The organism is Bradyrhizobium sp. 930_D9_N1_4 (assembly GCF_052076015.1).
Classification (GTDB): domain Bacteria; phylum Pseudomonadota; class Alphaproteobacteria; order Rhizobiales; family Xanthobacteraceae; genus Bradyrhizobium.
Genome location: NZ_CP197236.1, coordinates 4,003,616 through 4,026,871, shown reverse-complemented (window position 1 = coordinate 4,026,871; position 23,256 = coordinate 4,003,616). Strand labels below are relative to the sequence as shown.

The following is a 23,256-nucleotide window of genomic DNA, read 5'->3' as shown; positions in this document are numbered from 1 at the left end:
TTGCGAGATGCCCGCCGAACGTGTGTCGGTCAGGCCGAATGCGCCGCTTCCTCACTCAATTCCGTAATGCGCGAACATGTCGGCAATGCCGGCGTTGATAGCCTTGGCGGCTGCGATGTCGCGTTCGGCGCCGTCGTTGTCGCCCTTCGTCCGCTTCGCAAGTCCACGGCCATAGAGCGAGCTGTCGTAGCCGGGCTTTGCGCTCAACGCCGCGTCGTAGTCGGCAATCGCCGCGTCGAGATTGCCGAGCTTGAGATGGGTGAGGGCGCGGCTGTCCAGTGTGTAGGGATCGTTGGGAGCCATCCGCAGCGACTGCTCGCAATCGTCGAGCGCCTCTTGCAGGCGGCCGACGATCGCGCGCGTCATGCAGCGCGAATTGAACACGCCGGGATAGGTCGCGTTGGCCTTGATCGAGCGATCGTAATCTTCCAGCGCCAGCGCATAATCATGCGTGTCGAAATACAGGTTCGCGCGCGCATAGAAGTCGCGGTCGTTGTTCGGGCTGAGCTGAAGCGATCTGGCGAAATCGGCCAGTGCGCGGGTGCGGTCGCCGCGGTCGCGGAAGATGCGCGCGCGGTTGCCATAGGCCGGGCCGTAGTTCGGGTCGAGCTTGATCGACAGGTCGAAATCCGCAAGCCCGCGGTCGTCCTCGCCATGGTTGCGATAGGCGGTGCCGCGGTTGAAATAGGCCAATGCAAATTTCGGATCGAGCTTGATGGCCTGATCGTAGTCGGCCATCGCACGCTCGTAGTCTTTCTTGTCGATGAGGGAATTGCCGCGGTTGTTGTAGTAGAGCGGTTCGCGCGGATTCAGCCGGATGGCGCGCGTGTAGTCGGCAATGGCGTGATCGGTGTCGCCGAGATCGTCATAGGCGATGCCGCGATTGTACCAGAGGTCGGCATGCCTGGGATTGAGATCGATGGCGCGGTTGAAGTCTGCCAGCGCGCGCTCGGCTTCGCCCTTTCGCCGAAGCATCTCGCCGCGATTGGCGAGCGCATGAACATCGTTGGGATCGACCTTGAGTACGGCCGAGCAGCCGGCGATGCGCTGGTCCTCGCTGCCCCCGTCGTCGTCGCTGTAGCACCATTGGCGTGCCTGCGCGGCTGACGGTGATCGTGCAGCGGCCGGCGCGGACAGCGCAAGCAGGGTCATCGCGAGGCCAATCGCGGACAGCTTTAGAAAAATTCCTGATGTTTCATCGCATTTCATTCGTACGCTCGCTGGAAACCATTGCGCCTCTAGCGCGTTTGTGATCGAAGAACGCGACTTGGTTCGAACCGAATGCATGTCGGCTCAGACCAAGAGGGACGGGACCCACCAGAATAGTTTTAGAACCTTGTCCGAGACGCCTTATCCGATCGACCTCGACAGCATTCGCGGCGCGTTTCCGCCGGGTATCGAGGCGCCGCCGCTGCTGGTCGACTTCGCCGTCTGGCTGAAGGGGCGGCCCTGGGGCAGCGTCGGCTGTTTCTCCCTGCTGGGCCAGTTCTCCGATCAGGCGCCGATCTTCGACGGCAGTCCCCTGCGCGACAGATTTTCGCTGTTCATGCGGCTGCCGGACGGCTCGGCCGTCGGCGGCTGGTATGGCGCAGGCCTTGATCGCGACAATCCGCCGATCGTGGGGCTGGGCTCCGAAGGCGACCATGAGCTGCTCGCGCCGAGCCTCGACGCCTTGCTGGCCAAGCTGACGTCGCAGGCGTTCGACAAGGCCTGGAGTGATCTCAAGCCGCATGACGAGGTCGAGTGTCAGACGGTCGAGCTTGCGCAATGGCTCGCCGGACAGCCGGCCGGCGAGGCAACGTCGCCCGACGACGCACCGTCGGAGTTGCCCGACTTCCGCGGCTTCATGGAAAAATGGAGCAGGGACCGTGAGGAATATTGGGCCAATCACCGCCTGATGGCCGAGCTCGGATGGCGGCTGGCCGCGCATCTGCCCAAGGGCAAGAAGCCCTGCGACAAGACGAATTTCGAGGTCGCGATATCAGGCAAGCAATACGAGGCGCGCGTGCTGTCGCGCGGGCCGCAGCCGTTCGAGGAAGCCGCTTCGGTCGAATCCCTGCTGCGCGATCTGCGCGAGGAGATGCGGAAGGCGCAGCCCGAGCTCGGGCTGTGGTACGCGATGAAATTCGGCCTCTATGCCGACGGCCGCGTCATGCCGAATTTCGATTACGATGTGCGCCCGACCATCGACGGCGAGCCGGCGCTGCTGGCCGAAGCAAAAGCTGATCTGACGCGTGCACCGCGCCCCGAGCGTTGGGTGCCGAAATGGCTGGCCTGACGGCATCCACGTCGTCATTGCGAGCGCAGCGAAGCAATCCAGGCTGTCTCCGCGGAGGGATTCTGGATTGCTTCGCTGCGCTCGCAATGACGGAGGATCTCAGAACCCAGCGACGGTGCCGTGCAAATCGTACTGGTCGGCGCGCTCGATCTTCGCGGTGACGATTTCGCCGACGCGCAACGGGCGGCGGCTCGTCAGATAGACCGCGCCGTCGATCTCCGGCGCATCGGCCTTGGAACGGCCTTTTGCGACGGTTGGGCCGACCTCGTCGATGATGATCTGCTGGCGCGTGCCGACCTTGCGCTTCAGACGGCGCGCCGAGATCTTCTGCTGGCGCGCCATCAGTGCGTTGTAGCGCTCCTGCTTGATCTCTTCCGGCACGGGATTCTCGATCACGTTCGACGTCGCACCGGCAACCGGCTCGTACTTGAAGCAGCCGAGGCGATCGATCTCGGCTTCATCGAGCCAGTCGAGCAGATAGGCGAAGTCGGCATCGGTCTCGCCGGGGAAGCCGACAATGAAGGTCGAGCGAAGTGCGAGATCCGGACATTCCTCGCGCCAGCGCTTGATGCGCGCAAGCGTCTTGTCCTGCGCGGCCGGGCGCTTCATCGCCTTCAGCACCTCGGGGCTTGCATGCTGGAACGGGATGTCGAGATAGGGCAGCACCTTGCCCTCGTTCATCAGCGCGATGACCTCGTCGACATGCGGGTAGGGGTAGACGTATTGCAGACGGACCCAGGCTCCCAATTCGCCGAGCTCGCGCGCGAGGTCCAAAAATCTCGCGCGGACCTGGCGATCCTTCCACGGGCTCTCGGCGTATTTGAGATCGACGCCATAGGCCGAGGTGTCCTGCGAGATCACCAGCAATTCCTTGACGCCAGCACTGACCAGCCGCTCGGCCTCGCGCAGCACGTCATTGGCCGGACGCGAGACGAGGTCGCCGCGCAGCTTCGGGATGATGCAGAAAGTGCAGCGGTTGTTGCAGCCTTCGGAGATCTTCAAGTACGCGTAGTGGCGCGGCGTCAGCTTGATGCCCTGCGGCGGCACCAGATCGACATGCGGATTGTGGGCGGGCGGCAGCGCGCGATGCACGGCATCCAGCACGCTCTCATATTGTTGCGGGCCGGTGATGGAGAGCACGCCGGGATAGGCCTGCTCGATCTGCTCGGGCTCGGCGCCCATGCAGCCCGTCACGATCACCTTGCCGTTCTCGGCCATGGCCTCGCCGATCGCCGAGAGCGATTCCTGCTTGGCGCTGTCGAGGAAGCCACAAGTGTTAACGATGACGATGTCGGCCCCGTCATGCTTGCGGGCGAGCTCATAGCCTTCGGCGCGCAGGCGCGTGATGATGCGCTCGGAATCCACCAATGCCTTGGGACACCCGAGCGACACGAAGCTGACCTTGGGCGCAGCCGTCTGATCCATATCCAAATCTGCCTGATTGACAGGCCTGAGCTAGTCCCAATTGCCCATAATTACAACCCTTTGCATCGCCCTCCGGCATGCTATGGATGAACCGCCGGACGTGAGTGGGACATGAGCGCCGAACAGTCGCCTAAAATCGTGATTGTCGACGAAAGCCCGATCCGGGCTGCGATCCTTGAGGAGGGGTTGCGCGAGGCCGGATTCACGCAGATCGTCCATATCCGCGAGATGCAGAGCCTGCTTGCCCGTATTTATGCGGTCGATCCCGACATCATCCTGATCGATCTGGAGAACCCCAGCCGCGACGTGCTGGAGGCGATGTTCCAGGTCAGCCGCGCCGTGAAGCGACCGATCGCGATGTTCGTGGACCAGAGTGATTCATCCTCGATCCAGGCCTCCGTCGAAGCGGGTGTCTCCGCCTATATCGTCGACGGTCTGAAGAAGGAGCGCATCAAGCCGATCCTCGACCTCTGCGTGTCCCGCTTCAATGCTTTCGCCAAGCTCCAGGAGGAGCTTGAGCGCACCAAATCGCAGCTCGAGGACCGCAAGATCATCGAGAAGGCCAAGGGCATCCTGATGAAGGTCAAGGGTCTCAACGAGGATGAGGCTTACGTGCTGCTGCGCTCCACCGCGATGCGCGAGAAGAAGAAAATCGGCGAGATCGCCCAGTCGATCATCACCGCGTCGGAGATGCTGAAATGACCGCGCCCCTTCGCATCGGGTTCATTCCGCTGGTCGACGCGGCCGCGCTGATCATCGCCGTGGACAAGGGCTTTGCCGCCGCCGAAGGCCTCGACGTCACGCTGGTGCGCGAGGTCTCCTGGTCCAACGTCCGCGACAAGCTCAATATCGGCCTGTTCGACGCCGCGCATCTGCTTGCGCCCGTGGCCATCGCGTCCTCGCTCGGACTCGGCCACGTCAAGGTGCCGATCGCAGCGCCCTTCAATCTCGGTATCAACGGCAACGCGATCACGGTCTCGCCGGGGCTGCATGCCGCGCTGATGCAGGAGATCGAAGGCGACCGTTTCGATCCGCTCGCGACCGCCAAGGCGCTGGCGAAGGTGGTTGCGAAACGTCGCAAGGCGGGTGCCGATCCCCTGACCTTCGGCATGACCTTCCCGTTCTCGACCCACAATTACCAGCTGCGGTTCTGGATGGCGGCGGCCGGCGTCGATCCGGATGAGGACGTGCGCCTCGTCGTGCTGCCGCCGCCTTACATGGTGGACAGTCTCGCCAACGGCCACGTCGATGCGTTCTGCGTCGGCGCGCCCTGGAATTCCGTCGCAGTCGATCTCGGCATCGGCCACATCCTGCATTTCGTTTCCGACATTCTGGTGCGCGCGGCAGAGAAAGTTCTGGCCGTCCGTCAGGTCTGGGCCGACAAGCACCCGGACGTGGTCGCGAGCCTGGTGCGTGCGGCGGTAAAGGGCGCCGCGTTCATCGAGGAGCCCGCGAATCTGGCCGAGGCAGCGCACATCCTGGCGCAGCCGGAGCGGATCGGCGTCGATGCCGAAGTCATTCAGCGAACCCTCACGGGACGGCTGAAGATCTCGCCCGACGGGACGCTGCGCGAGAGCGGGCGTTACCTCCTGGTCGGACGTGAAGGGGCAGAGCGCCCGGAGCCTGTGCAGGCCGCGTGGCTCTATGCGCAGATGGTGCGCTGGGGCCAGACGGCGCTGAGCCCGGATGGGGTCAAGACGGCGATGGCCGTGTTCAGGCCCGACCTCTATGACGCGGCGCTTGGCCGCCAGCCGCCGGCTGAGGCGCCCGCACCATTCGGGGCATTTGCCGGACCGACGTTCGATTCCGGCAATATTCGAGGGCATCTCGAAGCCTTCGAGGTCGGGCGCTGGAAGGCCTGATTCGATCTGCACGGTCTTTGGGCGGGTGCGATCATCGTCTAAATTTTAGGCCGTCTGCTCGAATTTCATGAGATGCCCGTCCCCGCGGTATTCCGGGGGAGGGCCTCTAACCGGCTGATTTCATTTCAATTTCAATTTCGTCAAAGCTGGCACGCAACTTGTATGTTGCAGTGCGGCCAGCTTGTCACAGACGCCTGCTGAGCCAAGTCCCGCAGCAACGAAGCTGACCGGACCGTGGGTGGCGAAGCGGCTCCTGAGCCAGCCAAGTTCCTCGCGGGTCGCGCAATTTTCCGTCGATGCCACCGAGGTGGCCGCAGGAGCTTCGTTACCGACCATGAAAATCGATACGGTCTCAGTCGACTTCTCCGACGAGCAGAAACGCTATCTCGAAGGCTTCACGACCGGCTTGCAGATCAGCCGGGTCGGTCGCGGTCTTGGCGGCGGTACCGGCAAGGCCAATGCCGAGCCGACCGGCCCAGACGCCGTGCACATCAAGGCGCAGGACAAGGTCATCGCGTCGGGCAAGAAGCTCAACGACCAGGAGAAGGTCAAGCGCGACGAGCATCCGTTCGATGCCTATCCGCGGCTTCGGCAGCAGGCGGCAGACAATGTCCCGCCGAGCCCTGCGGATAATTTCCGCTGGCGCTATTACGGCATCTTCTACGTCGCGCCGACGCAGGACTCTTACATGTGTCGCCTGCGCATTCCGAACGGCATCATGAAGCACTGGCAGCTGTCGGGCCTTGCCGATCTCGCCGACGATCTCTGCGGCCCCTACAGCCACGCCACGACGCGCTCCAATCTCCAGCTTCGCGAGATCCCGCCGAAGAACGCCATCAAGCTGATCGAGGGCATCCAGGACCTCGGCCTGTGCTCGCGCGGCTCCGGCGCCGACAACATCCGCAACGTGACGGGGACGCCGACCGCCGGCATCGATCCGCAGGAGCTGATCGACACGCGGCCCTATGCGCGGGAATGGCACTACCACATCCTCAACGACCGCACGCTCTACGGCCTGCCGCGCAAGTTCAACGTCGCCTTCGACGGCGCCGGCAAGGTCGCGGTGCTCGAGGAGACCAACGACATCGCCTTCACCGCGTTCGAGGTGAAGGATGGTTTCGGCGTCGAGCCCGGTGTCTGGTTCCGCCTCGGTCTTGGCGGCATCACCGGGCACAAGGATTTCGCGAAATACTCTGACATCATCGTCAAGCCGGAGCACGCGACGGCCGTTGCCGACATGATCGTGCGCGTGTTCATCGAGCACGGCGACCGCACCAACCGCAACAAGGCGCGGCTGAAATACGTGCTCGACGCCATGGGCCATGACGGCTTTCTCAAGCTGGTCGAGGAGCGGCTGAAGACGCCGTTCACCCGCGTGCCGGAAGACGCGTTTCTGCCGCGACCCGCCGCGGACCGCATGGCGCATGTCGGCGTGCACAAGCAGAAGCAGGATGGGCTGAACTGGGTCGGCGTCTCGCTGACGCTCGGCAAGATCAGCTGCGACCAGATGCGGGGCCTCGCCAAGGTTTCGCGCGACCTCGGCGACGGCGATATCCGCCTGACCGTCTGGCAGAACCTGCTGATCTCAGGCGTGCGCGACGAGAATGTCGAACTCGCCATTGCCGCGATCAAGCAGATCGGGCTCGCGGTCGAGGCCTCGCATATCCGCGCCGGCCTGATCGCCTGCACCGGCAATGCGGGCTGCCGCTTCGCGGCGGCGAACACCAAGCTCAACGCCGCCGAGATCGGCGACTGGTGCGAGCCGCGGGTCGCGATGGACAAGCCGGTCAACATTCACGTCACCGGCTGCCATCATTCCTGCGCGCAGCACTACATCAGCGACATCGGCCTGATCGGCGCGCGTGTGCCGGTCAGTGAGGACGACACGGTGGAGGGGTATCACCTCTTCACCGGCGGCGGCTTCGGCCCCGATGCCGACGTCGGGCAGGAGGTCTATCATGACCTCAAGGCCGAGGACGCGCCGAAGACAGTCGAAGGTCTGCTCAAGGCCTACATCGCCCATCGCTCGTCTGCAGACGAAACCTTCCTCTCCTTTGCGCGCCGCCATGACGGCGAAACGTTGCGCAAGCTTGCCGATGCACAGGTGTCCGCATGAACCAGATCACCCCTCCGCCGAAACTCGACATCATTCCCGCGAGCGCGCCGTTCTCCGACGCGCAGCGCTCCTGGCTCAACGGCTTCTTTGCCGGGCTACTGTCGCCTGATGTGGCAACGCCGCTGTCGGCGGAGCAGGGCGCCGCCGTCATGCAGGCCGGTGACGGCGACGACGGTGAAGCGCCGTGGCACGACCAGACCATGCCGATCGCCGATCGGATGAAGCTCGCCGAAGGCCGTCCCGTGCGCCGCAAGATGATGGCGGCAATGGCGCAGCAGGATTGCGGCCAGTGCGGCTACAATTGCAACGACTATTCGGAGGCGATCGCGGGCCGCAGCGAGGCGCGGCTCAACCTCTGCGTCCCCGGCGGCAAGGACACGGCGCGGATGCTGAAGTCGCTGTACGAGGAGCTCGACAAGGCACCGGCGGCCAAGACGGCTGACAAGCAGGACGCGGTGGCAGCGCCTGCCGTGACCGTGACGATCGCCGAGCCCGGCCGCTCGCGCGACAATCCGGTCGCAGCGACGTTTTTGTCGCGGCGCCTGCTCAACAAGGGGAAGTCGGAAAAGGAAACCTATCACGTCGAGTTCGATCTCTCCGAGAGCAAGCTCGATTATATCGTCGGTGACTCCTTTGGCGTGTTCGCGCGCAACGAGCTCGGCCTCGTCGACCAGATCATCGCTCTGCTCGGGGCATCCCACACCACAAAGGTCAACGGCAAGACGCTGCGCGAGGTGCTGATCGACGACGTCTCGCTATCGCCGGCGCCCGACACGCTGTTCGAGTTGCTCTCCTTCATCACGGGCGGTGCGCTGCGCGAGAAGGCGCGGGCTCTGGCGCAGGGCGAGGATCCCGATGGCGATGCGGCGACGCTCGACGTGATGGCGGCGCTCCAGAAGTTTTCCGGCACGCGCCCGCATCCCGAAGCCTTCGTCGAGGCGCTGGAGCCGCTGCAGCCACGGCTCTATTCGATCTCATCGTCGCACAACGCCACGCCCGGCAAGCTGTCGCTGACGGTCGATTCCGTGCGCTACGTCGTCGGCAAGCGCAAGCGCATCGGCGTGGCCTCGACCTTCCTCGGCGAGCGCATCGGCGAGGGCGAGAAGCTCAAGGTCTATGTTCAGAAGGCGCACGGTTTCGGCCTGCCGCAGGATCCGAAGACGCCTGTGATCATGATCGGCCCCGGCACCGGCATCGCGCCGTTCCGCGCCTTCCTGCTCGACCGCAAGGCGACCGGCGCGCCCGGCAAGAACTGGCTGTTCTTCGGCCATCAGCGCAGCGATTGCGATTTCTTCTACCAGGAAGAACTCAATGCGATGAAGACGTCGGGACAATTGACGCGTCTGTCGCTGGCGTGGTCGCGCGACGGCGAGAAGAAGTTCTACGTGCAGGATCGCATGCGCGAGGTCGGCCGCGAATTGTGGACCTGGCTCGCCGACGGCGCGCATCTCTACATCTGCGGCGATGCCAAGCGCATGGCCAAGGACGTCGAGCGCGCGCTGGTCGACATCGTCGCCCAGTTCGGAGCCCGTTCGACCGACGAAGCCGTCAGTTTTGTCGCCGAGCTCAAGAAGACCGGGCGCTTCCAGGCCGACGTCTACTAAGCCTCGGGTCCGGTTGTCATCCCATCGTCATTCGGGCCGGTTCCAACTGGCTCGGATCTTAACGAATAAGATTCTCGGAACCCGCATGCGGGGAGAATTTGCGCCTGCGATGCGGCGCCTTCAGAGAAGGCGCATCGCTATTTCCGCCGACATCTTGCCTCCCGCCCTGGTTGATCCTTCATACTCCCGCAAATGGGGCGTTGGAGATCGACCATGCGCGAACTATCGGCGGAAGCCAGACTGCATTTCTACGCGCGCTCGCTCTCGCGGCGGACCGGTGCGAGCATGCACCATGTCGGGATGTACAGCGCGTTTGCGGTCATCGCCGCGATCGTGTTCGGCACGCTGTCGGTGCATCCGTTCTGACGTCTTGCTGGATCTCGTAGGGTGGGCAAAGCGAAGCGTGCCCACGACCTGTCTCGATCATGCGGCGATGGTGGGCACGGCGCGTTGCGCCTTTGCCCACCCTACGGCACCTGATGTGCCTCACTCGCGCTTGAACGGCGCCACTTCAATCCCCGCATCCTTCAACGCCTGACGCAAGGTCCGCGCGATATCGACCGCGCCGTGCGTATCGCCGTGGATGCAGACCGTGTCGGTGCGCATCTTGATGACCTTGCCTGTCACCGAGACCACCGCGCCGTCCTGCACCATGCGCACCACGCGATCGGCGATCGCTTTGGCATCGTGCAGCACCGCACCGGGCTTCTTGCGCGAGACGAGGTTGCCGTCGTCCTCATAGGCGCGGTCGGCGAAGACCTCGTGCACCAGCGGCAGATTGGCGTCCTCGCCGGCCTTCACCAGCTTCGAATTGGCGAGCACGACGAAGATGAGGCCGGGGTCGACCGCCCTGATGCCGGCAGCGATGGCCTTCGCCGTCATGTCGTCCTCGCAGGCGACGTTGGACAGCGCGCCATGCGCCTTCACATGCGTCACCTTGTGACCGGCGGCGGTCGCGATCGCCTGCAATGCGCCGATCTGGTAGGCGACGAGGTTCTCGATCTCGGAGGCCTTCAAGCCCACGATCGGATGCCGGCCGAAGCCGTGCAGGTCGCGATATCCGGGATGTGCGCCGACCGAGACGCCGCGCGCTTTCGCCAGCTCGACCGTGCGGCGCATGATGTCGGGGTCGCCGGCGTGGAAGCCGCAGGCGACGTTGACCGAGCTGGCGAGGTCGATCATCGCGGCGTCGTTGCCCATTTCCCACGCGCCAAAACCTTCGCCGAGGTCGCAATTGAGATCGACTGTCTTCATGGGTGCTCTCCGCCTCTGGTCTTCTTGTGGTTTACGGCTCGGCCACGACCTGCCACGTTCCGGCATCCACGGCGCTCACCGCATAGCCCGCGACGTTGGCATCGCTGAGCGCCTCGATGTTGAGTTCGACGGTGTCGGACGAGCGCAGGCGATCGGGCAGGTTCTTGATCGCTTGTGCGAATTTGCGCGCCTCGTCCTGCGCCTCGGCCATGGTGACCTGCTTGAAACAGAACGCCGTTCCCGCCGAGGTCTGCGCGAGGCGGCCGACATCGGCCGTGATCACAGTTGCGATCTTGGGATAACCGCCGGAGGTGCCACGATCCATCATCAGCGCGATCGGCGCGCCGTTGCCGGGCACCTGGATGCTGCCGTTGACGGTGCCGTCGGAGACGATGTTGTGGCCGTGCAGATGCTTGATCGCGGGTCCCTCGAGCCGATAGCCCATGCGGTCGGAGGTCGCCGAGATCTTCCACTCACTATCGAGGAACAATGCCTTGTTGGCGTCGTCGAACTCGTCATCCTGCGGCCCCAGCAGCACGCGGATTGGTCCCGTGGACGGCTTCGGCAATTCGATCCGCAGTTCGGGCGCACCGCTCGCGGCATCGACCGTGAACTCGTCGCCGGCCTGGAGCGGGCGCGGGTAGGGGCTGCCGAGCCCGGCGCGGGCATTCACCGCAAGGCTGCCGAACACCAGCTCGCCCTTGATGCCGCCTTCGATCGCCAGATACGTGAACGCACCTCCGCGGGCAAAGCCCAGCGTCAGCGTCTCGCCGTCCTTCAGCGTGACGGACGTCTCCATGGCCACCGGTTTCCCGGCGACGTCGGCATTGCGCGGCGCGCCTGCGATGGCGACGCGCACGGCGCCGTCCTTGGCCGTAAACGTGGCGCCGAACGGGCCGATCTCGACGACGGCCGCGAACGGCTCGTTGCCGACCAGCGTGTTCGCTGCCGCCAGCGACAGCCGGTCCATCGCACCGCTGACCGTCAGGCCGTAGCGCTGCGCGCCATGGCGGCCGCCATCCTGGACGGAGCTTGCCGGGCCGATGCTGGCGATCACGAGCCGGCTCATGCGCTCACCTGCTCGGCGACGATTTCGCCGGCCTCGGCGGCGCGGTCCAGTTCCTCGAAGGTCTTGTGGTCGATGGCGAAAAACGTCACGCGATCACCGGGTTCGGTGAGAAAGGTCGGAGTTCGGTGGAGCTGATAGGTTCGCACAGGCGTGCGGCCGAGCAGGTGCCAGCCGCTCGGGGCCGCCAGGCACTGGATGCCTGCCTGGATGCCGCCGATCGAGATCGTGCCGGCCGGCGTGAACAGCCGCGGGCTCTGTCGCCGCGACATCTGCAGCGATTTGTCGAGCCCGCTGAGATAGGACCAGCCCGGCGTGAAGCCGATCATGGCGACCCGATAATCGCCGCCGGTGTGGCGGGCGATGATGTCGTCGGGCGTGGTGTTCAGCGCCTTGGCGACGTCTTCGAGGTCGATGCCGTGCTCGCCGCCATAGGCGACGGGAACGCGCCAGCGCCGCGTCTTGCCGGCCGGCGGTAGCGGCTGGGTGGCAATCGGCAAGATCTTCTCTCCGAGCGCGTCGAAGCCGATTTTTCCGGGATCGTAATGCACCAGCAGCGAGCGGTAGGTCGGCACGGTCTCGGTGATGCCGTCGATGGGGTTGGCCGCCAGCGCCTTGTCGAGTGCGAGCACGCGCTCATTGGCGGCGTCGTCGATGGTGCGGCTGAATTCGACCGTGACGGCACTGTCGCCACTGGGCAAAAGGCGGGGCGGGGGGAGCGTCGCGGCCATGAGCTGTCGAAATCGGGCCTTGAGGAATTGCGCGGGCTCGACCTTGAGTTCCGCCTGACCCTGCTTCGCGTAAATGCGCCCGCAAGTCCAATAAATTAATGCAGGGGGAAGCGATAAAGGCTTGTTATCGCATCGCATAACAGCCCGGCGGACCTGCGTTATTGTGAGGCTTTGGCCCTTGACGCAAAGCGTCCGGCTCGCAAGATGCGCGCGTTCTTTCCCGCACCTCGGAGCTCGTTTTCGTCCATGTCGCTGTCCCCCGAAGCCCGCAAGACCCTCGCCGGCATCACCACTGCCACCATCACCACGGTCCTGCTGAAAAAGGGCCTGCGCAACGTGTGGATGCGCGGCGCGCGTCCGCTGCGCCCGGGCCTGCCGCGCCTGGTGGGACCGGCCTTCACGCTGCGCTTCGTGCCGGCGCGCGAGGATCTGGCGACGCCGGAATCCTGGTCGTCGCCGATCTCGACCCGCACCGCGATCGAGGCGATGCCCGAAGGCTGCATCGCCGTGGTCGATGCCATGGGCATCACCGATGCCGGTATCTTCGGCGACATCCTCTGCGCCCGTATGATGAAGCGCGGCGTCACCGCGCTCGTCACCGACGGCGTGGTGCGTGACGTCGAGGGCACCCTCGGCACCAATCTTCCGGTGTGGTGCGACGGCTATGCCGCGCCGCCGTCCGTGGCCGGCCTGACCTTTGTCGGCTGGGGCGAGCCGATCGGCTGCGGCGGTGTTGCCGTGTTCCCGAACGACATCGTGGTTGCCGACCAGGACGGCTGCGTGCTGATCCCGCAGGCGTTGCTCGATCACGTCCTCAACGAGGGCGTCGAGCAGGAGCGGATGGAAGCCTGGATCGTCAACGAGGTGAACAACGGCGCTGCGCTGCCGGGCCTCTATCCCATGAACGCCGAGACCAAGGCGCGCTACGCCGCCAGCAAGAAGTAGCAGCAAGAACCAATCTGGAAGGAAACGAGGACCCCCATGGATATCACGCTCGCAGGCACGCGGCCGACCCGCCGCGCGCCCAAGGAAAATTTCACCGGCACCGTGTTGCAGGACCCCATCAACATGGCGCCCGCGCCGGCGCGGCTGAACGTCTCGCGCGTCTCGTTCGAGCCGGGCGCCCGCACCAACTGGCACCACCATCCGCTCGGGCAGACGCTCTACGTGATTTCGGGCGTCGGCCGCGTCCAGACCAAGGGCGGCCCGGTCCAGGAAATCCGTCCCGGCGACACCGTCTGGATTCCGCCGGGTGAGCTGCACTGGCACGGCGCCTCGCCGAACAACAGCATGTGCCACATCGCCATGCAGGAAGCGCTCGACGGCGTGTTCTCGACCTGGCTCGATCCGGTGACGGACGCGGACTACAACGCGCCGCTCGGTTAGCTCTCGTGCCCCGGATGCAATGCAGCGCGCAAGCGGTGCATTGCTGATCCGGGGCCCACAATTCTCCTTGAAGTAAGATCTCTGGGTCCCGGCTCTGCGCAGCAACGCGGGCGCGTTGCAGCGCGTCCGGGACACAAGAAATTACATCCGCTCCGCCGTCCAGGTGCCCGTGCACATGGCGCCGCGCCAGGTGCCGGAGCCGGAGGTGCCGCTGAGCCTCCCGAAGCCGACCGCGCGCTTGATGCCGGTGCTCAGGGTGACGTTGATGCTGCCGGCGTCCGCGACCCGGCCCGACGCCGTCACCATCGCGCTGCTCGATGCGATCTGGCCGTTGTTGATGCCGATCGAGACGGTCGAACCGTTGCCGCAAGTCTCGCTCGACGACGAGATGCGGACGTTCCATGCGCCGTCGAAGGTGGAGCCCGCGGCATCGGCCTGCGCAAGCGGAAACGCGATGGCGACAATGGTGGCGAAGAGACCCTTGCGAAAGCTGTTCATGACACGCCTCGATGGTTGAACCTTGCGTGCATGGTGTCATGAGGCCGGGGCGGGCGATGTGAGGGCTGTCACGCGGTTCCCCGGCTGGCCGGGGTGCGATGCTCCCGTTCTGTGCGCAAGAGCACAGATCGGCAGCGGGACGCCCCGCTGCCGATGCTTTTCCGAACCTTAGGGAAGGACCGGCGGGTGATACGTGAAGGTCGACATCAGGATCGCCGCCACGATCATCACGATCGGGAAGTGGATCAGGAACTGGATCGACGTATAGCCGATCAGATCCTTCGACTTCAGTCCCAGGATGCCGAGCAGCGGCAGCATCCAGAACGGATTGATGAAGTTCGGCAGCGTCTCGGCGATGTTGTAGACCATGACGGTCCAGCCGAGATGCGCGCCGACGGCGTTCGCCGCCTTCATGATGTAGGGCGCCTCGATGATCCACTTGCCGCCCGCTGACGGAATGAAAAATCCGAGCACCGCCGAGTAGATCCCGACCAGGAACGAGAACACGGTGGTGCTGGCGGAGGCATCGACGAACCAATGCGCGATGGTGTCGGACAGCGTCACGCCCTTGGCGTTCGGCACCTTGGTCAGCATCTGGGCGATGCCAGCATAGAACGGAAATTGCAGCAGCACGCCCGAGACGCTCGGCATCGCCTTGGAGAAGGCTTCGAGCAGGCTGCGCGGACGCCAGTGCAGGAGGATGCCGAGGATCAGGAAGACAAAATTATAGGTGTTGAGGCCCGACAGCGTGATCAGCGGATTGCCGGATTGGAAGGTCTGCCACAGCCAGCCCAGCGCCAGCACGACGATCAGGATGGTCAGGATCGGACTGAATTCAAGGAAGTCGCCGGGACGGGAAGGCGCCTTGGGCTTGATCGTGTCGTCTTCGAGCGACACGCCGAGATCCTCAGCGGTCTTCGTCTGGGCCGCGTTCGGCGCAGTCAGGTAACAGATCACAGCCGACACGACTGTCACGAGGACGGTGGTCAACAGGTTCTGCCAGGTCAAAATCGTCTCGGAAAACCCGATGACGCCGGTGATCGGCAGCAGCGAGCTCGGAATGCTGGCGGCATTGGCCTGAAGCTGCGCGGCCGACGAGGTGATGCCGAGGGTGAAGCCGCAGCCGAGGCCGAGATAACCGGCCGCGCCAGCGGCGCGATAGTCGAGCTTGATGTCCGTGCGCCGCGCGATCTCGCGCACCAGCAGGCCGGAGAAGATCAGGCTCAGGCCCCAATTGACCAGCGACAGCAGAATGCTCAGGACGCCGACGAACACCACCGCACCGCGCCCGGTGGACGGCACGGCCGCGAGCCGCCGCAGCGCGGCCGCGATGGGCGGCGACATCGCCACGACATAGCCGCCGATGGCGACCAGAGCCATCTGCATCGTGAACGGGATGAGGTTCCAGAAGCCGTCGCCGAATGCACGGCTGACGGCGAGGGGCGAGCCGCCATGCACGATCGTGCCGATGGCAATTGCGATCACGGCGATGAGCACGAAGACATAGGCGTCCGGAAACCAGCGCTCGGAGAACACCACGAGGCGTTGCGAGAACCTCGCGAGCGGGTTGGACTCGGTTGGTGCATTTTCGTTGAGAGAGTCTCCGGAAACAGTCGTCATTATCAGCCCCCAATTTTGGCAGTGTTGGTCGTGGTTGAAAGTCGTGTGCGTGGTCAAAGCGCGAGCGTGAGCTCCGAAAGCGGCACCGTCTGACAGGTCAGACAGTGTTCGGCCGAGCTGTCGCCGTCGCCGAGTTGTGCGACACGGCCGTCGACGATGCGCATGGCGCAGCTTTCGCACTGGCCGACGCGGCAGCCACTCGGAAGCGGCACGCCCGCGGCGTGCGCGGCATCGAGAAGGGTGCCGAGCTCAGGCGACCAGACGAAACTCCTGTCGCTGCCGGCGAGGTGAACGGTCTGCGGCGCAAGCGTCGCCGGCACGTCAGGCGGCGAGGCGAAGGTTTCCGCGAAGATGTCGAAGCGAGGAAGACCGCGCTCGACGAGGCGCGCTGTCATGGAGGACGTGAAATCCACCGAGCCGCAGAGATAGACGAGCGGGTGCCTGGACAGCAGCGGATCGAGCGCCGACAAATCCGGGCGGCCGGCATGGTCGTAATCCCGATGTAGGCGGTCCGCGGAGCGAGGCGCGGTGAACGCCGTCACAAACTTCAACTGCGGCAGCTGCGCCGCGAGCTCTCGCAGCCGTGTTGCGAAAGGATGTTCGCTGCCGTTGCGGCAGGTGTAGAGCAGCAGGATGTCGTCGACCCGCTCGCCTGGCGCCAGCGCCAGCAGGGCTTCGAGGTGGCTCATGAACGGCGTGATACCGATGCCGGCCGCGAGAAAAATCAGAGGGCGAGGTCCCTGCAACGGTGGGGTGAAGATGCCGCCGGGCACTTCAAGGAAGACCTCGTCGCCGACCGAAAGACGATGGATGTGTTCGGAGAAGCCGGACGGCCGCTTCTTGACGGCAACGGACAGCACGCTCTCGCCGCCGTGTCCGGTCAATGAATAGGCACGGGAGACATCCACACCGGGCAGACTCAGCAGGACATGCTGTCCCGGCCGATACGACGGAAGCGCATCGCCAACCTTCGGAGCCAGGTCGATCGCAACGACGTCATCGGCCTCTTGACGAACACTCGCGACCGAGAAGGCGCGCCGTCCGGTCCAGCGGCCGCGGTTGGCAGACTGATCGCGCCGGATGTCGCAAAGCGTGGCACGCAGCGGCACCGAGCCGCTGACGGGATCGCGCCATGCGTCGCTCAGCGCATCGTTCATGTTCGAGGTTGCGACACCGGCGGGTGACGTGGCATTGCGTCCGAGTGGCGGACAATCCTCCCACCAGCCGAACTCGGCGAGGACGACACGGTCGTCGAGGGAATCGTTCAGGCGGACGCGGAGCCGCACCTGACCGGACGGCGTCTCGACGATCGCCCAATCGCCGTCTTCCAGGCCCTGCCGCGTTGCGAGCGTGCTGCTGATCTCCACGGCAGGATCGGGCGCTTTCTTGCGAAGCGATGCGACATGCCGATGCGAGCTGTGGACGAACCAGCCGCTCTTGGCCGTCGTCAGCACCAGCGGAAAACGCTTGTCCGGCCTCGCCGTCATCGGGCTCTCGGCCGGCTCGACGTGGCCCGGGAGTGGCGGATAGCCGTGGTCGAGCATCAGCTCGGAATAGATCTCCACGCGCCGGGTCGGCGTGACGAATCCCGCGATCGTTCCGTCGCTCTTGGTGTCGGCGTATTTTTCATGGTGGAACGGCTGAGGGAAACGCATGCCCTCCGGCTGCTTGCGCAAATCGTCCACCGTGACGCCGAGCGGCGCCAGCTGATAATTCCAGCCGGCATGGATGTCGCCATCGAAGAACTGCTCCGCCATGCCCATGCGCAGCGCCAATTCCGCGACGATCTCGTAGTCCGCCTTGCTCTCGCCGAGCCGGGGCAGCATCTGCGGCCGGAACTGGATCGTCTCGACGGCCTCCTGCGTGATCTCGAAGCCGATCTTCAGCGCATCCCGCTCCCAGGGCATGTTGGCCGGCAGCACGATGTCGGCATTCTCGGCCGTCGGGTTCATGAACATGTCGGCATGGACATGGAAGTCGAGCGCACGCAGCGCCTCGCGATTGCGCGAGGAATGTCCCTGCGACACCACGAAGTTCGTGCCGAAGCTCATCAGCGCCTCGACGCGATAGGGTTCGCCCGCGAGCACTGCACGGCTGAAATCGCGCGCGGTGATCCAGCCGCGGCTCGGCGGCCCCAGCGGCAATGCGTCGAGGCCGAGCGCCTTCTCCTTTTGCCCCGGCGGCAGCAGGCTGATGTCGTTGACCGCGCGTGTCGGCGGCGGCACCTGCCAGACATTGCCGCCCGGCCGGTCGCATGCGCCGGTAAGGGCATAGAGCGTCGCAATCGCACGCTCGGTGGCGGTCGCATTGGTGTGCTGGCCGACGCCGGTCCACGAATGATAGGCGAGCTTTGGGCTGTTCTCGAACAGTGCGCAGAATGCAGCGACTTTGGTTTCATCCAGCCAGGTCGTCGCGGCGACGCTGGACATCGTGTAGGACGCGGCCTCAGCGGCGAGCCGCGAAAACGCAGTCTTCGCGACGATCACGCGTCCGCCCACGCGATCAAGCGTTGCCTCGGCATCGAGCGCGCAGTTCGCGGGATCAAGCGCCTCGATACGCGGATCGTGCGCTCGGGGCCTTCCTGATTGATCCAGCACCACGAACGCTTCCGGCGACTGCTCCGCCCACAGATCGTTCGCCCGGACAAAACGCCCGGTGCCCGTGTCGATCAGGAACGGACCATTCGTCCAGCGCGTCACGAAAGCCGCATCGAACGTCGCCGTCGAAATGAGATGCCGTATCGCCGCCATCGCAAGCGCACCGTCGGCGCCGGGGCGAATGCGCAGCCAGAGATCAGCCTGCTGTCCCGATCCGTTCGGCTTGGGATCGACGACAGCGACGCGCGCGCCACGGCGGCGCGCGTCCGCAACACGGGTCGCCTGCGCGAGCCAGGTCCGGGCAGGATTGTGTCCCCAGAGGACGATGGTGTCGGCCTTGTCGTAGTCGGGAAAGCCGATCCCGCGGCCGAACGTGAGCGCGTGGGCAAAATCCTTGTGCCAGCCGCAGACCTCGACGGCGTAGATCAGGTTCGGGCTGCCGAAGCAGCGGATGAATCGCTCGACCCACTCAAAACTGTCGACCATGGGCGTGCCGCTCGGCGTCGTCACGGCGAAGGCAACGGCTTCCGCGCCAGTGGTGCTGCGGATGCGCCCGAGCTTTTCGGCGATCTCGCGCAGAGCCTCGTCCCAGGAAATCTGCACCCATCCCGGATCTGCGGCGTCGCGCGGCGCGGTACGGCGAAGCGGGTGGGTCAGGCGGCGCGGGCTGTGCACCATTTCGGGCGCGGCGCGGCCCTTTGCGCACAACGCGCCGCCTGTGGGATGCCCGGGCGCGTTCTCCACGGCGACCATGCGGCCGTTCTCGACCACGGTCGTGGAACCGCACCGCGAACGGCAAAGCGTGCAATAGCCGGGATAGCGTTCTGCCATCGACAATCCAAAGGTAGTGCATTAGAGTAGCGCGCTACATGCTTGGTCGAGGGCCCTCGCAAGTCAAGTGCATTCTTTGGGCGGTGCTGATAGATCGGGCGGCAATCGGCGGGGGTGGAGGAGACATGGACCGGAATCTGCGCGAGCAGGTTGTGCAGCAGGTGCGCGCGGAGATCATTTCCGGTCAGAGCATGCCGGGCACGATGTATTCGGTGCCGACCTTGGCGGCCAGTCTCGGTGTATCGACGACGCCCGTCCGCGAAGCGCTGCTCGAGCTGTCGCGCAGCGGCCTGATCGAGCCGGTGCGCAACCGCGGCTTCAAGGTGGTCGAGCCGACCCTGACGGAGCTCCGCAATCTCTTTGATCTGCGTGAGGTTCTCGAACTCCACGCCGCGACACTGGTCGCACGAAAACCGGGCAGGGATCTGAGCGAGCTCATTCCCTGGGCCGAGGACATCGCGCGCGCGGTCCGGACCGAGGACATGAAGCTCTACCTCGAAGCCGATCGAAGCTTTCATCAGGTGCTGACGGCCGCCGCCGACAATCCTCGCCTGACCGAGATGGTGATGGGGCTGCGCGATCAGATGCGGCTCTACGGCATCAAGTCCCGCGCGGGCCTTGCCCGGCAGAACGAGTCCGCGACCGAGCACTTCCGGATCATCGAACTGGCGAGCGCGGGCAAAGAGGAAGCGCTGACGAACCTGCTGCGCCACCACATCAGGGCCTGGGAGCCGATCTTCGTCGAAGCGCTGTCACAGGTCGGCGCAGGCCGCGAGCCGATCGCTGCCGCGCGCAAGCGGCAGCTCTCTCCGACTTGAATCGAACTAGTTCACGCGCGTCCAGGTCTGACCGCCGCAGAACATGCCGCCGAAGGCGCAGCCCTGCACGCGCAGGCGATCCGTGCCCTTCAGCGCAATCGTGGAGTCGTAGGTCGAACCGGTGTTGGGATCGAGAATGCGGCCGGACCATTTCGGATCCTTGGTCTGCTCCTTGCCGGGCTTCATGTTGATCAGGACCTGCTCGCCGTTCTGGTTTGATTTGCTGTCGACCGAATAGCCGCAGAGATTGCTGCCGCATTGCTCGATGCGGACCTTGCCTTCCTTCTCCTCGGTCAGCCAGATGCCGAGAGGTGAATTGACGTCGCGCGTCGACGCGGCTGGAGCCGGCGGCGCGACGGCGGCGGACTGCACCGGTGCGGCGGCAGGAGCCGGAGCGGGTGGCGGAGCCGGGGACGCAGGCGGCGCAGCGGCCACTGTCGGGGCAGGCGGCGGAGGCGGTGCGGGCGGCACTGCGGCGACCGTCGGAGCGGCGCTCGGAGCCGGTTGAGGCGGCGGCACCAGCGGCTCTTCGGCCGGGGCATTGTTGGCAGTGGTGGCCGAAGGTGCCGGTGGGGCAGGAGGCGCCACGGCGGCGGGCGGCTGGACCGGGGCCTGCTCGGCCCTCGCAGGCGCGGGTGCCGGGGGCGGCGCGGGATTGGCCGGCGGCTGCGGATCGACCTTGGCCTCTTGCGGGTCCGCTTTCGGAGTTCCCTTGGTGTCGTTCTTGGCCTTCTTCGCTTTGCCCTGGCCGGTGTTGTCGTAGACGCCGGGGATCTGCACCGTGCCGCGGTCCGGATCGATGCGGATGGTGCGCCCGCCATATTCGAAAGTGTACTGCGCCTGCGCAGCGGTGCTCGCCAACAAAAGGAATGCGGCCGTGGCCAACAGCTTCCTCATTTCCGTCTCCTGAACAGGTGGTCCCCGCACCGAGGCTTACGCCCCGGTTCGACCGCAAAAAGTGATCTAGATCACTGTCGTCCGTATGAGTCGTCCTCCGGCGGTTCCCGGTTCAATACGCGCGGAGCCGGTCCAAAATTTGGCCGGGGCAAGCGACAGGACGACGCGGGTCTAGTCGAACCAGGCGGCGTAGATCTTCCTGTAGCTGCCGTCTTCCATGGAGATGTGCAGCCACTGGTCGACGAACGCCTTCAGTGCCATGTCGCGCTGGAGCCAGTAGGCCTTCTCGGAGAAGTCGAACGGCTTTTCCGGATGCACCGCGCAAAGCACGCCTGAATGCTGCTTCTGCTGGTAACGGGTCTCGGAGGCGTCCGTCATCATCAGGTCGGCGTTGCCCTTGGCGATCTCGTCGAAGATCACGGTGTTGTCGGGGAAGACGGTGATGTCGGCATCCCGGATGTTGGCGCGCGCAAAGCGCTCGTTGGTGCCGCCGGGATTGACGATGACGCGGGTGCCCTTCTTGTCGATGTCGGCGATGCTCTGGTACTTGCCGACATCGGCGCAGCGCGTGATCGGCGTCTTGCCCTCGCGCATGATCGGCATCGAGAAATAGCCTTTCTTCTGCCGGTCCAGCGTGACCGAGACGCCGCCCATCGCGATATCGAACTGGTCGGCCTCGAAATCCTTCATCAGCTTCGGCCAGGCCGTCGCGACGTACTCGACCTTGACGCCGAGCGCCTTGCCGAGTGCTTCCGCCATGTCGACGTCGAAGCCGGAGAACTGCTGCGTGGCCTTGTCGAGATAAGTGAAGGGCTTGTAGTCGCCGGTCATGCCGACGCGCAGAGTGCCGCGCTTCATGATGTCGTCGAGGCGCGACGGCGAGGGCTGCTGCGCGTGGGCCGAAAGGTTAGCCAGCAACACCACGGCCAGAGCCGCCAGGATTCGAACACTCATTCGAACGATCATCTCTTTTCCACCCATGCCCGAGCTGTCATTGTGCAGCGCTTGAGGGTGGATTTAGACCAGATGCCAGTCGCTGGCGAGACGGAATTGAAGGGAATTGTGACGTGACGATTTCGATGTACGAGGCCTCGGTCGGCCTCTTCGTGCCTTACCTGCGCAACCTGTCAGTCCTGCTCGACAAGGGCGTTGCCTATGCCGAGGCCCGCAAGTTCAATCCGGCGGTCCTGCTCGGCATGCGCATGGCGCCGAACATGTACGACCTGGCGCAGCAGATCGGCGAGGCCTGCCGCCATGCCACGGTCGCGCCGGCCCTGCTGGCGCAGTGCGAGCCGGTGGCGCTGCCGCCGCTGGAGCACGACATGGCCGGGATTCAGGCGCGCATCGCAACCTCAATCGAATTCATCGAGAGCCTGCCGCGCGCCGAGATCGATTCGGCTGCGGAGCTGAAGGTCTTCTTCAGGCTGAAGAACGGGACGGAGCTGCCCTTCACCGGGCGGTCGCTGCTGCTGACCAACAGCGTCCCGCAGTTCTTCTTTCACGTCACCACCGCCTACGATTTGCTGCGGCACGCAGGCGTCGAGCTCGTGAAGAAGGATTTCCTGGGAAGGAAGTAGAGCATGATCCGGCTCGGGATCATGCTCATGCTTCGGGCTGCTTACGCTTCACCCCTGCGCTCGTAATCGGCGAGCGAGCTGCGGCCGGCGATCTCGCTGCGCAGCTCTTCGAAGCGCCGATGGGCCTCATCCTCGTGCGCGTCGACGAAATGCACTGCGGCCTCGCTCGTCATGGGGCCGCTGACCACGGGCGTCGATTGCTCGCCGATAGTCTCGTGGACGTAGAATTGACCGTCGTCGCCGCGATGGACCGTCCATTTCAGGCGGATCGCCACCATCGGGCCAGGGCCGACCTTGCTGTAGCCCTCGGCATCAATGTGCTCCGGCACCAGCGGCTGCTCCTCGACCACCGGATGCTCCTCGACTGCCGCGTGCTCGTCGCGCGTCGGATGCTCGTCGGCGATCGAATACTCATCGGTAGCCGCCGTTTCTGTCTGGCTGTCGCGGACGACGAGAACGGGCTCGGGGTGCTCCAGGATGCTGGCGATGGTCGCCAGCGCATGGTCGGTCGGGTCGATCTCTGACAAGGGTCCATCCTCCAGCTCGACGCGGCCGGCAAGTCTGTCCCACTGCCGCCGCGGCCGGACTTATTACGCGCGTTTGATTAAGGCTGAGTTGGGGCTCGATCTGCACCAAAATGGGACGCTTTCTGGCGTTCCGAAGGCGGGCGGATGAGCCGCCCGCCTGGAGGTCGGC

Annotated in this window: 21 protein-coding genes; 10 read left to right on the top strand and 11 right to left on the bottom strand. The window is 64.9% G+C overall.

The window, feature by feature from the left end; all coding sequences use genetic code 11:
* Positions 1-51: 51 nt before the first annotated feature.
* Positions 52-1,152 (bottom strand): tetratricopeptide repeat protein, encoded by a 1,101-nt coding sequence (locus tag AB7532_RS18925; RefSeq protein WP_441236280.1) that lies wholly within the window; start codon positions 1,150-1,152, stop codon positions 52-54.
* 184 nt (positions 1,153-1,336) lie between these two features.
* Here AB7532_RS18925 and AB7532_RS18920 point away from each other — a divergent pair, with 184 nt between their 5' ends.
* On the top strand, positions 1,337-2,278 hold the full coding sequence (locus AB7532_RS18920) for a hypothetical protein (protein WP_441236279.1): 942 nt from the start codon (positions 1,337-1,339) through the stop codon (positions 2,276-2,278).
* A 99-nt stretch (positions 2,279-2,377) separates the two neighbouring features.
* Here AB7532_RS18920 and rimO read toward each other — a convergent pair whose 3' ends face one another.
* Positions 2,378-3,703 carry a 30S ribosomal protein S12 methylthiotransferase RimO gene (gene rimO / locus AB7532_RS18915; protein ID WP_441236278.1) on the bottom strand — a complete coding sequence of 442 codons (1,326 nt, stop codon included), beginning with the start codon at positions 3,701-3,703 and terminating at the stop codon, positions 2,378-2,380.
* 111 nt (positions 3,704-3,814) lie between these two features.
* Here rimO and AB7532_RS18910 point away from each other — a divergent pair, with 111 nt between their 5' ends.
* The 5 genes from AB7532_RS18910 (at position 3,815) to AB7532_RS18890 (ending at position 9,651) form a co-directional block, all read left to right on the top strand.
* Entirely contained in the window at positions 3,815-4,405 is a 591-nt protein-coding gene (locus AB7532_RS18910) for an ANTAR domain-containing response regulator (RefSeq protein ID WP_129275551.1), read from the top strand.
* Complete coding sequence (locus AB7532_RS18905) at positions 4,402-5,565, top strand: CmpA/NrtA family ABC transporter substrate-binding protein (RefSeq protein ID WP_441236277.1); 1,164 nt, start codon at positions 4,402-4,404, stop codon at positions 5,563-5,565. The genes AB7532_RS18910 and AB7532_RS18905 overlap by 4 nt, the downstream gene beginning before the upstream one ends.
* Before the next feature lie 334 nt (positions 5,566-5,899).
* Complete coding sequence (locus tag AB7532_RS18900) at positions 5,900-7,681, top strand: NirA family protein (protein WP_441236276.1); 1,782 nt, start codon at positions 5,900-5,902, stop codon at positions 7,679-7,681.
* The gene (locus tag AB7532_RS18895) at positions 7,678-9,285 is read left to right on the top strand and encodes a sulfite reductase subunit alpha (RefSeq protein WP_441236275.1); all 1,608 of its coding nucleotides are present in this window, start codon (positions 7,678-7,680) and stop codon (positions 9,283-9,285) included. Before AB7532_RS18900 ends, AB7532_RS18895 begins: the two co-directional genes overlap by 4 nt.
* Before the next feature lie 213 nt (positions 9,286-9,498).
* Positions 9,499-9,651, top strand: a complete 153-nt coding sequence (locus tag AB7532_RS18890; protein ID WP_441236274.1) for a hypothetical protein — start codon at positions 9,499-9,501, stop codon at positions 9,649-9,651.
* A gap of 120 nt (positions 9,652-9,771) precedes the next feature.
* On the opposite strand, the gene AB7532_RS18885 is transcribed toward AB7532_RS18890, so the two are convergent.
* Genes AB7532_RS18885 through AB7532_RS18875 form a run of 3 tightly spaced genes read right to left on the bottom strand, consistent with a single transcriptional unit; the run spans position 9,772 to position 12,336 of the window.
* Entirely contained in the window at positions 9,772-10,539 is a 768-nt protein-coding gene (locus AB7532_RS18885; RefSeq protein WP_441236273.1) for a LamB/YcsF family protein, read from the bottom strand.
* A gap of 31 nt (positions 10,540-10,570) precedes the next feature.
* Positions 10,571-11,608, bottom strand: coding sequence for a biotin-dependent carboxyltransferase family protein (locus AB7532_RS18880; RefSeq protein WP_441236272.1), 1,038 nt, complete (start codon positions 11,606-11,608; stop codon positions 10,571-10,573).
* Complete coding sequence (locus tag AB7532_RS18875) at positions 11,605-12,336, bottom strand: 5-oxoprolinase subunit B family protein (RefSeq protein WP_441236271.1); 732 nt, start codon at positions 12,334-12,336, stop codon at positions 11,605-11,607. The genes AB7532_RS18880 and AB7532_RS18875 overlap by 4 nt, the downstream gene beginning before the upstream one ends.
* Positions 12,337-12,582: 246 nt before the next feature.
* Here AB7532_RS18875 and AB7532_RS18870 point away from each other — a divergent pair, with 246 nt between their 5' ends.
* Together AB7532_RS18870 and AB7532_RS18865 are read left to right on the top strand one after the other, a co-directional pair.
* Positions 12,583-13,281, top strand: coding sequence for a ribonuclease activity regulator RraA (locus AB7532_RS18870; protein ID WP_441236270.1), 699 nt, complete (start codon positions 12,583-12,585; stop codon positions 13,279-13,281).
* A 36-nt stretch (positions 13,282-13,317) separates the two neighbouring features.
* On the top strand, positions 13,318-13,722 hold the full coding sequence (locus AB7532_RS18865; protein WP_441236269.1) for a (R)-mandelonitrile lyase: 405 nt from the start codon (positions 13,318-13,320) through the stop codon (positions 13,720-13,722).
* Between the two features lie 141 nt (positions 13,723-13,863).
* On the opposite strand, the gene AB7532_RS18860 is transcribed toward AB7532_RS18865, so the two are convergent.
* The 3 genes from AB7532_RS18860 to AB7532_RS18850 form a co-directional block, all read right to left on the bottom strand.
* Entirely contained in the window at positions 13,864-14,220 is a 357-nt protein-coding gene (locus AB7532_RS18860; protein ID WP_441236268.1) for a hypothetical protein, read from the bottom strand.
* Positions 14,221-14,388: 168 nt separating this feature from the next.
* Positions 14,389-15,840 (bottom strand): short-chain fatty acid transporter, encoded by a 1,452-nt coding sequence (locus AB7532_RS18855; protein ID WP_441236267.1) that lies wholly within the window; start codon positions 15,838-15,840, stop codon positions 14,389-14,391.
* Between the two features lie 53 nt (positions 15,841-15,893).
* The gene (locus tag AB7532_RS18850) at positions 15,894-19,268 is read right to left on the bottom strand and encodes a molybdopterin-dependent oxidoreductase (protein WP_441236266.1); all 3,375 of its coding nucleotides are present in this window, start codon (positions 19,266-19,268) and stop codon (positions 15,894-15,896) included.
* A gap of 125 nt (positions 19,269-19,393) precedes the next feature.
* Here AB7532_RS18850 and AB7532_RS18845 point away from each other — a divergent pair, with 125 nt between their 5' ends.
* Positions 19,394-20,086, top strand: a complete 693-nt coding sequence (locus AB7532_RS18845; protein WP_441236265.1) for a GntR family transcriptional regulator — start codon at positions 19,394-19,396, stop codon at positions 20,084-20,086.
* Positions 20,087-20,092: 6 nt separating this feature from the next.
* Here the strand turns inward: AB7532_RS18845 and AB7532_RS18840 are convergent, their stop codons facing one another.
* Together AB7532_RS18840 and AB7532_RS18835 are read right to left on the bottom strand one after the other, a co-directional pair.
* Positions 20,093-20,983, bottom strand: a complete 891-nt coding sequence (locus AB7532_RS18840; RefSeq protein ID WP_441236264.1) for a DUF2147 domain-containing protein — start codon at positions 20,981-20,983, stop codon at positions 20,093-20,095.
* A gap of 171 nt (positions 20,984-21,154) precedes the next feature.
* Positions 21,155-21,937, bottom strand: a complete 783-nt coding sequence (locus tag AB7532_RS18835) for a transporter substrate-binding domain-containing protein (protein WP_441236263.1) — start codon at positions 21,935-21,937, stop codon at positions 21,155-21,157.
* Between the two features lie 125 nt (positions 21,938-22,062).
* On the opposite strand from AB7532_RS18835, the gene AB7532_RS18830 reads away from it, so the two are divergent.
* Positions 22,063-22,560, top strand: coding sequence for a DUF1993 domain-containing protein (locus AB7532_RS18830; protein WP_441239305.1), 498 nt, complete (start codon positions 22,063-22,065; stop codon positions 22,558-22,560).
* Between the two features lie 41 nt (positions 22,561-22,601).
* Here the strand turns inward: AB7532_RS18830 and AB7532_RS18825 are convergent, their stop codons facing one another.
* Positions 22,602-23,087: a hypothetical protein gene (locus tag AB7532_RS18825; protein WP_441236262.1), complete on the bottom strand. Its 486-nt coding sequence runs from the start codon at positions 23,085-23,087 to the stop codon at positions 22,602-22,604.
* Positions 23,088-23,256 lie beyond the last annotated feature (169 nt).

Bases quoted from the DNA above. Each gene is read 5' to 3' on its own strand.
- AB7532_RS18860 (WP_441236268.1), bottom strand. From the start codon at position 14,220: ATGAACAGCTTTCGCAAGGGTCTCTTCGCCACCATTGTCGCCATCGCG.
- AB7532_RS18880 (WP_441236272.1), bottom strand. From the start codon at position 11,608: ATGAGCCGGCTCGTGATCGCCAGCATCGGCCCGGCAAGCTCCGTCCAG.
- AB7532_RS18895 (WP_441236275.1), top strand. From the start codon at position 7,678: ATGAACCAGATCACCCCTCCGCCGAAACTCGACATCATTCCCGCGAGC.
- AB7532_RS18890 (WP_441236274.1), top strand. From the start codon at position 9,499: ATGCGCGAACTATCGGCGGAAGCCAGACTGCATTTCTACGCGCGCTCG.
- AB7532_RS18875 (WP_441236271.1), bottom strand. From the start codon at position 12,336: ATGGCCGCGACGCTCCCCCCGCCCCGCCTTTTGCCCAGTGGCGACAGT.
- AB7532_RS18845 (WP_441236265.1), top strand. From the start codon at position 19,394: ATGGACCGGAATCTGCGCGAGCAGGTTGTGCAGCAGGTGCGCGCGGAG.
- AB7532_RS18885 (WP_441236273.1), bottom strand. From the start codon at position 10,539: ATGAAGACAGTCGATCTCAATTGCGACCTCGGCGAAGGTTTTGGCGCG.
- AB7532_RS18870 (WP_441236270.1), top strand. From the start codon at position 12,583: ATGTCGCTGTCCCCCGAAGCCCGCAAGACCCTCGCCGGCATCACCACT.
- AB7532_RS18925 (WP_441236280.1), bottom strand. From the start codon at position 1,152: ATGACCCTGCTTGCGCTGTCCGCGCCGGCCGCTGCACGATCACCGTCA.
- AB7532_RS18865 (WP_441236269.1), top strand. From the start codon at position 13,318: ATGGATATCACGCTCGCAGGCACGCGGCCGACCCGCCGCGCGCCCAAG.
- AB7532_RS18855 (WP_441236267.1), bottom strand. From the start codon at position 15,840: ATGACGACTGTTTCCGGAGACTCTCTCAACGAAAATGCACCAACCGAG.
- AB7532_RS18850 (WP_441236266.1), bottom strand. From the start codon at position 19,268: ATGGCAGAACGCTATCCCGGCTATTGCACGCTTTGCCGTTCGCGGTGC.
- AB7532_RS18910 (WP_129275551.1), top strand. From the start codon at position 3,815: ATGAGCGCCGAACAGTCGCCTAAAATCGTGATTGTCGACGAAAGCCCG.
- AB7532_RS18900 (WP_441236276.1), top strand. From the start codon at position 5,900: ATGAAAATCGATACGGTCTCAGTCGACTTCTCCGACGAGCAGAAACGC.
- AB7532_RS18840 (WP_441236264.1), bottom strand. From the start codon at position 20,983: ATGAGGAAGCTGTTGGCCACGGCCGCATTCCTTTTGTTGGCGAGCACC.
- AB7532_RS18835 (WP_441236263.1), bottom strand. From the start codon at position 21,937: ATGAGTGTTCGAATCCTGGCGGCTCTGGCCGTGGTGTTGCTGGCTAAC.
- AB7532_RS18905 (WP_441236277.1), top strand. From the start codon at position 4,402: ATGACCGCGCCCCTTCGCATCGGGTTCATTCCGCTGGTCGACGCGGCC.
- AB7532_RS18830 (WP_441239305.1), top strand. From the start codon at position 22,063: ATGTACGAGGCCTCGGTCGGCCTCTTCGTGCCTTACCTGCGCAACCTG.
- rimO (WP_441236278.1), bottom strand. From the start codon at position 3,703: ATGGATCAGACGGCTGCGCCCAAGGTCAGCTTCGTGTCGCTCGGGTGT.